This window comes from Nonomuraea cavernae (assembly GCF_014646355.1).
Classification (GTDB): Bacteria; Actinomycetota; Actinomycetes; order Streptosporangiales; family Streptosporangiaceae; genus Nonomuraea; species Nonomuraea cavernae.
Window position 1 is genome coordinate 133,828 of sequence record NZ_BMNH01000018.1, and the last position, 10,502, is coordinate 144,329.

The 10,502-nt window shown below is 66.4% G+C and carries 6 protein-coding genes and 1 pseudogene; 2 read left to right on the top strand and 5 right to left on the bottom strand.

Annotation, left to right across the window (positions count from 1 at the left end):
- Positions 1-104: 104 nt before the first annotated feature.
- Both IEY82_RS25835 and IEY82_RS25840 read left to right on the top strand, forming a co-directional pair.
- Positions 105-973: pseudogene (locus IEY82_RS25835) on the top strand (helix-turn-helix domain-containing protein); the annotation flags it as partial.
- A gap of 339 nt (positions 974-1,312) precedes the next feature.
- Entirely contained in the window at positions 1,313-1,684 is a 372-nt protein-coding gene (locus IEY82_RS25840) for a transposase (RefSeq protein WP_189126803.1), read from the top strand.
- A gap of 143 nt (positions 1,685-1,827) precedes the next feature.
- Here IEY82_RS25840 and IEY82_RS40390 read toward each other — a convergent pair whose 3' ends face one another.
- The 5 genes from IEY82_RS40390 to IEY82_RS25860 form a co-directional block, all read right to left on the bottom strand.
- On the bottom strand, positions 1,828-2,217 hold the full coding sequence (locus IEY82_RS40390) for a DUF5958 family protein (RefSeq protein WP_225262670.1): 390 nt from the start codon (positions 2,215-2,217) through the stop codon (positions 1,828-1,830).
- Complete coding sequence (locus tag IEY82_RS25845) at positions 2,217-8,930, bottom strand: polymorphic toxin-type HINT domain-containing protein (protein ID WP_189126804.1); 6,714 nt, start codon at positions 8,928-8,930, stop codon at positions 2,217-2,219. Before IEY82_RS25845 ends, IEY82_RS40390 begins: the two co-directional genes overlap by 1 nt.
- A gap of 306 nt (positions 8,931-9,236) precedes the next feature.
- Entirely contained in the window at positions 9,237-9,521 is a 285-nt protein-coding gene (locus tag IEY82_RS25850) for a hypothetical protein (RefSeq protein WP_189126805.1), read from the bottom strand.
- Positions 9,522-9,614: 93 nt separating this feature from the next.
- Positions 9,615-10,016: a hypothetical protein gene (locus IEY82_RS25855; RefSeq protein WP_189126806.1), complete on the bottom strand. Its 402-nt coding sequence runs from the start codon at positions 10,014-10,016 to the stop codon at positions 9,615-9,617.
- Between the two features lie 83 nt (positions 10,017-10,099).
- Positions 10,100-10,312: a DUF397 domain-containing protein gene (locus tag IEY82_RS25860; RefSeq protein ID WP_189126807.1), complete on the bottom strand. Its 213-nt coding sequence runs from the start codon at positions 10,310-10,312 to the stop codon at positions 10,100-10,102.
- Positions 10,313-10,502 lie beyond the last annotated feature (190 nt).

The following is a 10,502-nucleotide window of genomic DNA, read 5'->3' on the forward strand; positions in this document are numbered from 1 at the left end:
GAACGTTCACCGGGTCGAGTGAGACGGCGACCTGGGATGCACGGTAGTGGGCTGATCGGTCACTCTCGATGGGAGCAGGTTGTCGTCGAGAGTGAGGTGCGTGGATGGCAGAGCCGGTCAGAGCACGACGGCTGAGCGAGGACGAGGGACGCCGGCTGCAGCAGATCGTGCGCCGGGGTAAGCACGAGTCGATCCGGGTGCGCCGGGCGGTGATCATCGTGGCATCGGCGTCGGGGACTCCCACTCCGGCGATCGCGCGGCTGGTCGCGGCGCATGAAGACACCGTGCGGGATGTGATCCATTCCTTCAACGAGATCGGGCTGGCCTGCTTGGACCCTCGGTGGGCGGGAGGCCGTCCCCGCCTGATCACGGATGAGGACATCGCGTTCATCATCCAGACGGCCAAAACGCGTCCAAGCCGGTTGGGGCATCCGTTCACGAACTGGAGCGTGCGCAAACTCGCCGATCACCTGGCCCGCCACAGCGGCGAGCGGCGGATTGTCATCGGGCGCGAGCACCTGCGCCGGTTGCTGAACCGGCACGGCGTCACCTTCCAGCGCACCCGCACCTGGAAGACCTCCACCGATCCGGACTTCGACGCCAAGCTGGACCGGATCGAGGAGGTCACCAGCCGCTTTGCCAACCGGCGCTTCGCCTTCGACCAGTTCGGGCCGTTATCGATCCGGCCCCACCAAGGCGCCGGTGGGGCCGAGCGTGGCAAGCCGGGCCGGCTGCCGGCGACCTATACGCGCACGGCGTGCGCTACTTTCACGGCTGCTACTCACTCGGCGATGACACCTTGTGGGGCGTCACCCGGCGCGGCAAGAGCGGCGCCAACCATCCCAATCACACCGTCCTGGCCCGTGAGCTGCAGGCCTACCTGCGCTGGCGTAACGCCAACGCCCGCCACCCCGACGTGCTGGCTGCCCAACGTCGTGAACGTGCCCGCATCCGCAGCGAACGCCAGCAGCGTCCGCGACCGGATGATCACGACCTTGATCAGACCGTCCATCCGACACCTCGCTCAGGAGTCTCAGCAGGTCAGTGCAGGCATCCACGACAGGGACGCAGACGACCGGTCCGGCGGTCACCACGTGAGTGGCTACCGGCTCGGCGGCCGGGATGGCACACTTGGCCACGGCGAAGCTCCACGAGCGAAGATCTGTAGGAAGACCTTGCTTAGCTGGAGCTTCGTCTCATTTGAGGAGCGACGCGCCGTACGTGATCACATCGCGATCCGCCGATCCCGCGCCCTCGACCCTCACCAAGCTAGCGATCTTGGAACAGCCGTGACTTCCTGGATGAGGCGAGTGTGCGCACCAACCATCACGCGGGCACCACCTGGGGGAAGGTCGGCGATACCCCGACCGTCCGCGGCACCGGCCGGCGGCATTCGGCCAACATGATTTCCGTGGTGAACACGCAAGGCAGACTGCACTTCTCCTTCGTCGGCACCATCGATTCGGCGGCCTTCATCGACTATCTGAAGACGCTGCTCCACGACGTGCCTGGAAAGATTTTCCTGATCCTCGATGGGCATCCGGTACATCGGTCGGCGGAGACGAAAGCGTTCGTGAAGTCCACCAAGGGGCGGCTGAGCATCTTCTTCCTGCCCCCGTACTCGCCGGAGCTCAATCCCGACGAGTGGGTCTGGAAGAAGTCGTCCGGTCTGTGGAGGAACTGACCGACAGGATCGAGCGATCCGTCGACCGACTTCAGGCAACACCCGGGATTGTTCGCAGCTTCTTCCGGGATCAGGACATGCGCTACATCACCTCACCGGTAACCGAGCTACGGTCCAGTAGCCCAGTTTCTGCTTAGTAACGTCTAATCGCGCAAGTTATGCCACGAATGCGTGCACCCATTAGCGCAATCAATCTCACGCCTACGGGCATCCGAGATCGATAGAAGTGCCAGCAATATCCGAAATGATTTTTCCATCTCGGCTTCTGGTAGATTCCCTATCTTAGCCAGCTGCTCACGGATTGGCCCACGCGAAATCAGGACAGCCGGAGTCGCCGTGGGCTTCACCCCTGCGCGGGCGATACTCTCTGCAGCATCCTCAGTTGCAGCCCTCGCCTGAAGAGCGTAAGAAGACAGCTCTCGAATCACGTCACGTCGCTCATCTAGCGGCAGCGCCTTGAACCAGCCAATCCCTTCCTGGAGTGGGCGGCGCCCTTGGCTTAGTTCATTCAGGATATTAGATCGTTTGCTCATCACGGCTCCGGATCGAAGATGACGTGCGGGCGCTCAGGGTCCAAGGTGGCGTACCCCGGAGCATCCGGATTGTAATCCTGGAAGATGTCCTGCCCTCGTCTCCGGCCCTGCCAATCTCCGCCGATCCCCTCGGGCAGCGAGCTTGCAGCCCTGCTCCTTACTCGGCCTGTCTTGCCGGACAATATGTAGTCCCAGTCCGAATCTGCCTTAGCGGTACCGCCTGCACGACTGCCTACCACTACAATCCGGGCCCCCATCCTATTCGCTGCGTTCTGGATGCGCCGGACCTCGCTAGGAAGAATCCCCGCTTCCTCAGGAGTTCTAAGCCCGCACGGGCCGCTGTTATGCACCAGGACGGGCGTCGTGTCTGCTTCTACATAGTACGTGTGCGTGTCGGCCACGGCGAGGTTGTGGACACGCTGGTCCGCGGATGTCCACGCGGTGATTGCCGAGACTTGGGCGTAGGCTCCCCCGCTCGTCCGCAGATACTGCCCCGGCCGCAGCGTGTTTGCCTGCTTCCACTGTCGGATGGTCGGCGCCCAGAAGGGGTGCTCGCCGGTAGCGGTAAGAGCGCCCTCCCCATCACCACTGCCCACGGTCACTCGAACCAGGTTCTTGACGCCCTTGGAGGTGATCGGGGCGAGGACCTTCCTGGCCGCTGTCTCTCCAGTCACGGGATCTGTGGCTAAAACCTTGTCACCCTCTCGGACATCCTCGATGGGCTTGGCGGTGCCGTCTGCCATGAGAACTTTGGTGCCGGGGACGAAACTGCTGCACGATCCATCCTGGATCGATTCACGGATTTTGCCGGCGATGCGCTTTTTTGAAGTCTGCCGCAAAGACGGGTACCTGGAGCTGACCATCCCGTGCTCGTCGGAAAGCCCTGGATTCTGCATCATCCAGCGATACGCTTCGATGTCTTCTTTTGCGATGGCCGCTTTACGACTGTGATATCGGGACCGCTCGGCCTCACGCTTCTTCCAAGCAGCGATGTCCTTCCTCTGCTTCTCGTTCGCGTTGATACGCTTTTTGTGGATCTTTCTTTCGCGGACGGTCTTTTTCTTGCCGCTGGCGTGGCGGGTTTCGGCGAAGTTCTGGTTGGCGTTGGGGCGTTTCTTGTTGCGGGAGTAGCCGTAGCTCTTGTCGCTGCTGCCGCCGCCGGTGTCGACGCGGCGTCCATCGGGGTCGGATTGGTCGATGGGGTTGTTGGCGGCGTAGCTGTAGGGGTTGGCCCATTCGGGGGTGCGCAGGTCGAGTTCGGGGTCGGTGGAGATGAACTTGGCGATGGCGGGGTCGTAGTAGCGGGCGCCGAGGTAGGTGAGGTCGGTGGAGGGGTCTTCGGTCTTGCCGAGGAAGCCGCGGTCGGTGAAGGGCAGGTCGTCGGTGCCTCGGCGCTTGCCGAAGGGCAGGTAGCGCTCCCGGCTGACGGTTCCGGTGGTGTCGTTGACCGCGAGTTGGGTGCTGCCGTGCTGGCCGGCGAGCATCCAGGTGAGGCCGCTGGTCTGGCGCATGGCGATCAAAGATGCGTCGGAGGCGCTGTAGTAGCGCTTGGCGGTGACTTGTCCGCCGGCGAGGCGCAGCTCGATCTGGCCGAGGTAGAGGGTGGTGCTGCCGTCGGGGTCGCGCCGGATGAGGCGTTCGCCATCGGCGTCGTAGACCATCGAGGTGTTCTGACCGTCGATGGTGGCCTGGTCGAGCTGGCCGAGCGGGTTCCAGGTGAGGGTGGCCTGTTCGCCGCCGACAGTGCGGGCGGCCAGTTGGCCGGCGTTGTCGTAGGCGTAGGTGTCGGTGCCGCCGGGGCGGGTGATCGCGGTGACCGCGTTCGGGCGGACCGCGGTGGGGCCGGGTGCGGGGTAGGTGTAGGTGGCGGCCTGGCCGTTGTCGGTCAGGGTGGTGAGGTTGCCGACCTTGTCGTAGGCGTAGGCCTGGTTGTAGGGGTCGATGCCCAGGCCGTCGCCGGTGCCGGTGCAGGAACTCGCGGTGGTGGTGTAGGCGGTCTTGAGCCGGAGCAGTCCGTCGTGGGTGAAGCATTCGGACTGGCCGACGGTGCCGCTCGTGGCCGAGGTGGCGTCCAGGACGCGGGTGATGTTGCCGGCGAGGTTGTAGCTGTAGCGGTCGTCCTGGACGGTGTCCGGGGTGGGGGTGTTCGCTTTGGTCTGGGTGGTGACGCGCGACAGCCAGTCGGTGGTGGGGTCGCGTTCGAGGAGGCGTTTGATCTGGCCGTTCGTGCCGAGGGATCGGCTTTCCAGCTTGCCGGTCAACGTGAAGGTGGTGTCCTTGACGTAGGTGAACCCACCGGCCAGGTCGGAGGTCATGCCCTTGGCGAAGCCGAGGTCGGTGTAGGAGAAGGTCAGCTTCTCCGCCGATAAGCCCCCGGCCTCGGGCAGCGTCTGCTCGCGCAGATTCCCGGCGGCGTCGTAGACGGAGCTGAAGGCGTAATCACGGCCGAGCGCGCCTTCCCCTGCCGGGATGGTGACCTTGGTCGCGGTCGGCCGATAGTCGCTGTCGTAGCCGGTGACCGTCTGGGTGTAGGCCCGGCCACCGGCGTGGCGGGTGGCGGCCGTGGGCCGGCCCTTGGCCACGGTGTCGTAGGTCCACTCGGCGAGCTTCGTACCGGTGTCCGGCTCGCCGGCCCACTGGCTGATACGGCGGCCGAGCTGGTCGTACTTGCTGGAGATCTTCTGGTTGTTGCCGTCGATGCTCCAGAGCTGCCGTCCTGCCAGGTCGTAGCCGTGGCTGGAGGTGCCGGCGTCGGGGTCGGCAGCGGCGGTGCGCCGGTCGAGCCAGTCGTGGGTGTAGGTGCGGACGTTGCCGTTGGCGTCCGTCATCGTGGTGAGGTTGCCGTTCAGGTCGTAGCCGTAACCGGTGTCGGCGTGGTTGGTGGCGTCGGACCATTCCTCGACCTTGACGGTGCGGCCGAACACGTCGGTGACGGTGGCGGTCTTGCCGCCGACCGGCGGGGTGACCTCGGTACGCTCGCTGCCCGGATAGGCGGTGCTGGTGCGGCGTAGTTCGGTGCCCAGGTGGTAGGCGATCGCCGCGACCGGGCGTTCCTGGTCGTCGTAGACGGTCTTGGTCCACTGCGGCAGAGCGGTGGTCGCCGGGTTGAGCAGGCCGCTGCCGGGCGGGTCGGTGTTGTGCACCGGCTCGGACTCCGTCGCGGTCAGCCCGCGCGGGTCGTAGGTGGTGGCGGTGACGATCCGCCCGCCCGACGGTGAGGCGGTCTGCGCCTCCCGGGTGCGGCCGAGGCCATCGTCGTAGCTGTGGGTGGTGGTCCATTTGGCGTTGCCGCCGGTGCCGGACAGCAACTGGTCGACCGTGGTCTTGATCGGCGCGGTGGGCTGGCCTGACCAGCCGTCGAACGGAATGGTGTAAGCGACGGTGGCTGTGGGGGTGCCGCCGCTGCGCGGCTGGCCGGGTCTCCACAACGCGGTGGTACGGCCGAGCGCGTCGTAGTCGATCTCGGTGACCTTGCCGTTGGCGTCGGTGACCAGGACCGGCTCACCCTGCACATGCGACAGCTTGGCGGTGACGGTGTGACCGAGCGGGTTGGTGGTGGTCACGCCGGTGCCGGGCCAGCCGGTCGCCGGACTGTAGGCGGTGGTGGTGGTCCTGCCCAGCGGATCGGTCGAGGTCAGCGGGCGGCCGTAGTCGTCGAAGGTCGCCTTGGCGGTGGAGATGGTGCTCGCGTTGGCGTAGGAGCGGACCTCGGTGGGGTTGCCGTCGCTGGGCTTGTTGGTGGCCGGGTCGGTGCCCAGGTCGTACAAGGTGATCGTCTTGCCGATCAGCGTCCCCGTCGTGCAGTTGTCGCCAGCGCGTTCCTCGACGACGGAGGGGAAGGCGGTCAGCCATTGCCCGGCGTCGGTGTTGCGGGCGTAGGTGGAGCTGGTGCAGGTGTTGTCGCCGGCCACGCCTTCCTGGCCGTAGTCGTTGACCTTGATCGGCAGGCCGTCGGCGTTGTAAGCGGTCCGCTCGTCGGTGTAGCGCCAGGCGCCGGTGCTGAGCTTCTCGCGCGATCGTTCCCGCGTGGTCAGCACGTACGCCGGGTCCATGGTGCCGGGCCCGTTGCCGGTGTTCTGGATCGTGTACTCATACCGGGTGGAGTCGACCTCGGTGTAGGCGCGCGGGCTGAGCGCGGTCATCTTCCACGACTGTTCCTGCAGCACGTTGCCCTGCAGGATCGGCACGTCGGTGACGGTGCCGCCGTCGAAGTCGGTGACCGTCTCGCCGGTGCCGCGCAGGAACGTACGGGTGGTGACGGTGTAGCCGGACGGATCGGTGCCGGTGCCTTCGACCGTGCGGACCTGGCTATATCCGCGCCAGTCCGACGCGGGAGGTGCCTGACCGGGCTCGGCCGGCTGCCTCGGGTCGTTCCAGCGGGGGCTGCCGACGAACTCGTAGGCGTGGACCATGTCCGGCGAGCCGGCCACCATGTCGCGTTCGACGACCTTGACCGCGAGCTGCTTGAAGAACCGGCTCCAGGTCTCGTACCCCTGGTCGGGGTCGCTGCCCATGTCGACCTGATAGCAGTCACCGACCTGGTCGGCCAGATAGTTGCCGCCGACGCGGCCCTTGCCGCCGCCACACGGATCGGCCTGGCCGTAGGTGACCTCGACGCGGCCGCCCATCCCGTTGCGGATGGCTGCGATGCGCGGCACCATCCGCCACGACAGCAGGTCGGTCCAGTCCGACATGGTGTCGTAGTCCATCTTTCCGGCCAGCATCACCGCGTCGAAGTCCAGCGGCGGCAACACCGCCTGCGACCCGCCCGCCAGACCGGTCTGCTGCACGGTGTCCAGCCACATCACCGGGTCGTAGGCCCAGGCATAGTCGGTGCGCTGGTAGATCCACTCGTGCGTGAAGTCCAGCCGGTCCACCGGATCCCACACGCCCGAGGTCGGGTTCTTGGACTCGGTCCGCACCGCGGTGAGCTTGCGGGTGGAGTAGAACGCGATCGCGTCGTTGGCGCACCCTGCTTGCGTCGTGCACAGCAGGTCGGTGGGGATGTCATCGCCATCGCGGGCCGCAGTGGTGAACACCGTGCGCGCCGTCGGCACGCTACCGGCCACCTGCGTGTTGTGCCCCCACCGCACCTCGGCCAGGAATCCGCCCCGGTCGTAGGGCAGCACCCGGTAGGTCTCGTGCAGGCACGAGGGCAGGCAGAAGTAGTTGGTCTCCCGGGTGTAGGAGTAGTCGATCACGTTCTCGTTGCTGTCGACCTCCTGGTCCAGGTTCCACCGCCACACCCCGGTGCACGTCGGCGGAATCTCGTCGTAGTAGTAGCGGTCGTAACACGGCTCATCGGCCACCACCAGCGGGTCGTGCTCGTTACCCACGTACGGCGTCTGCCACTGGGCGTCCCGGTTGTAGCCGAACCGCCACACCTGACCGTCCTGGCTGGTGATCCTCCAGTACGGCTGACCATCCGCACCCCCGGCGACCTGCTCGATCTTCCACCCGAAGTCCGGCACCGTCTTCCAAGCGCCGGACGTACGGTCCTGCACGATCGACGCCGAGCGGCCACCCGCCGACAGCACCAGATCCGACTGCGTCTGGTCGTTGGTGGACGCATCGCCGTCGTTCTGGTCCGGCGACTCCCAGCACAACGCCTTCCCGCCGATGCCCAGCTCCTCGGCCTTCCAGATCAACTCACCGGTGTTGTCGTCATACCAGTTGGTCACGTAACAGCGCCGATAGCGCCGCTCGATGAACCCCGCGTTCAGATCCCAGCCAACCCCGACCACGCCGGACTGGTTGTTGGTCCACCGCCCCTGCCCGTCCACCGACGACGCGTCGTACTGCAGCGACAGATCCGGGCCGTTGCCCGCGGGCGACGGCGGCTCGGGCAGCGGCACGTCATAGTCGAAGCCGCCACCGGACGTGCCCGCCTGCCAGGTGCCCGCCGGCTTCAGATCCGTCGCACCCCAGTTCCCGTCCGGTCCGGTCAGGCCGGCCGCCAGGAGATACACCGACCCCGCCGCGAACTGCGCCTCAAGCGCCGCCTGCGCCGCCTTCGCGGCCGTCGTCTTCTTGTCCTTGCCCGGCGTCACCGGCTTGACCTGCGGCGCGACAGCGCCGAGCGGCGTCGCCTCCACCTCCGCGGTCAGCGTCCCCGCCTTGACGTCATTGACCGACGCCACCACCATCGGCCGCACCACGCACGAGCGCGGACGCGGCGTCTCCAGCACACATGCGGGCAGTCGCACCAGTTGCAGCCGACCGGCGAAGTTTCCGCCATAGGCATCGCGGAACCCGGCATAGGAGAACTCCGCCCGCACCTTGCCGGGAGCGCCACCGCCGTCCGCCCGCGCCACCTTCGCGGCGATCCCGAACCCGCCCAGCGAGCGCACCGCCTCCGGCGCCAAGGTCTCCACCCTGACCTGGTCCACCCCCGCACCCTCGACCGGGCCAACCCGCACCGGCAGCGCCCCGACCTCGGAGACCTTGCCAACCTCAGGCATGCGCACCTCAGCGGCGCCCGCCTTCGGCCACACCGGCTTCTTCCGCTCGACCTTCGGCACGGACTCCTCCGCACCCTTGACCGCCTTCTTGCCGGGCACCGCCCGGCCGTCCACCGACTGCTCCGGATCAGGCGCGGCGGCGGCGGCCCGCGACACCAGCCCGTCCGGCACCCCGACGCTCGAGATCAGCACCAGCGAGCAAAGCCCGATGATCAGCGCCGCGAACAACATCGGCAGACGTCGACTCCGCATCCCGCATCCCTTCAAGGGCACGCTGCCGCAGACCTCGGCAAAGAGGCCTTTCACGCGCCTAAGGCAGACATAAGAACGATCAAACGGAATGTGATCGACGAACGAAGATCGGTCAACGGCGGGAGCGTCACTTACCCGACGCTCACAGTCAGAAGCGGTCAATCACACATGCCATGCCGGGCTGGTCAACACATGTGTCACGGAAGCCGCTTTCCCGGACCAAATCACTCACTGTGATTTACGTCACTTTCGCGGCCCAGCAGGTCCCAGCGGAGGTCGGTTCCACGTCAGCACGGCCTCTCGTCGCTACCGCGCGCCACCTGCGAGAAGGCTCTCCCACAGCCGGTTTCCCTCGGCGGCACGAAGCCAGGGGCTCTCGCTGACCCGGTTGCCGCCGGCCGCCCGCACCGTCCGGCGAATATGGACCAGCCCGCCGGCCGCGCACAACTCGTACACCGTCACCAGGCACTCACACGTGTGGCTCCGCACCCTGACGGACTCACACCTGGGCACCGGGTCCGACCAGTCGATCACCTCGTGTCCCTCCCGTACGCGGGCCACATGCGGGCCGTGGAGCTCCTTCACCACCATGGCGACCTCCAAGGCCGATCGCGTCGTCAGGCTCCCGACACGTGACCCCCGCCGAACCCGCGTGAACTCGGTGGGCGAGCCGCCGCAGGCTGCTCAGCGGGACGACGCGGTCGGGCAGGGATGCGGGACGTGCCGGTTCGGGCAGCAGATCACGCCGATCGTGACGAACCGGACACCGTGCAGCCATTCGCCCCACTGCACGTCCACGCCACGCGGCAGCAGATCACGCGCACCGATCAGCCGCTCCTCAAGCGGGATCCTCTCGGGCAGGAGCAGCGCCCCACGCACCTTGCCGTACTCGCCCGCCATCCAACTCACGGCCTGCTCGACTTCGTGGAACGTCGCCGCGATCCGCGACGCCGGTTTGGCCAGCCAGTCACCGGTCCGCATCGGCGGCACCAACGAGGTGAGAAAGTCGGGCGAGGCCGGACGGCGCTCGGCCTCGTTGCCACGGTCGGCGCCCGCGCCGAGCCACTGATAGGCGTGCCAATGCATGGTGGGGCGCTCCCGTAGAGTGCTGGGGGCGGCGGCCCCTGTCTGCTTCGACCAGGCAGGGACCGCCGTGCTCGGGGTGATGCCTAAATCGTGGTCAGTCCGGCGGCCCGAAGCTCGTCACCGGTGAACCGGAGTGTCCCGGCGTCCGGGTTCTTCGAGTCACACACGGCATAGGCATCCTCGACGCCAGGAATCGGAGCGATCAGGACACAGCTCTCCATGTCCTCCTCCTGCTGGTTACCGCCACACATCCGACTGAACGACACCCCTTCAAGGTGACTGCCGTACAGATCCATTACGCGATCTCCTCTCGGATTGCCCTACTCCCGATACGGCTTCAGTGACATCTCGTAACCGAGCGTCACAAGGCAACCTTAGCTCAACCTAGGCCGACCTGTACATGCCTAGTCTGGACGTGGTCTGTACTGATAGGTCTATCTATGGAAGTCAGTGACGGTTTAGGGTCCGCCTGTGATGTTGCCTGAG

What these genes read in the sequence shown, in the direction of transcription:
- IEY82_RS25860 (WP_189126807.1), bottom strand. Translation starts at nt 10,312, where the DNA reads ATGGATCTGTACGGCAGTCACCTTGAAGGGGTGTCGTTCAGTCGGATG.
- IEY82_RS25845 (WP_189126804.1), bottom strand. Translation starts at nt 8,930, where the DNA reads ATGCGGAGTCGACGTCTGCCGATGTTGTTCGCGGCGCTGATCATCGGG.
- IEY82_RS40390 (WP_225262670.1), bottom strand. Translation starts at nt 2,217, where the DNA reads ATGAGCAAACGATCTAATATCCTGAATGAACTAAGCCAAGGGCGCCGC.
- IEY82_RS25855 (WP_189126806.1), bottom strand. Translation starts at nt 10,016, where the DNA reads ATGCATTGGCACGCCTATCAGTGGCTCGGCGCGGGCGCCGACCGTGGC.
- IEY82_RS25850 (WP_189126805.1), bottom strand. Translation starts at nt 9,521, where the DNA reads ATGGTGGTGAAGGAGCTCCACGGCCCGCATGTGGCCCGCGTACGGGAG.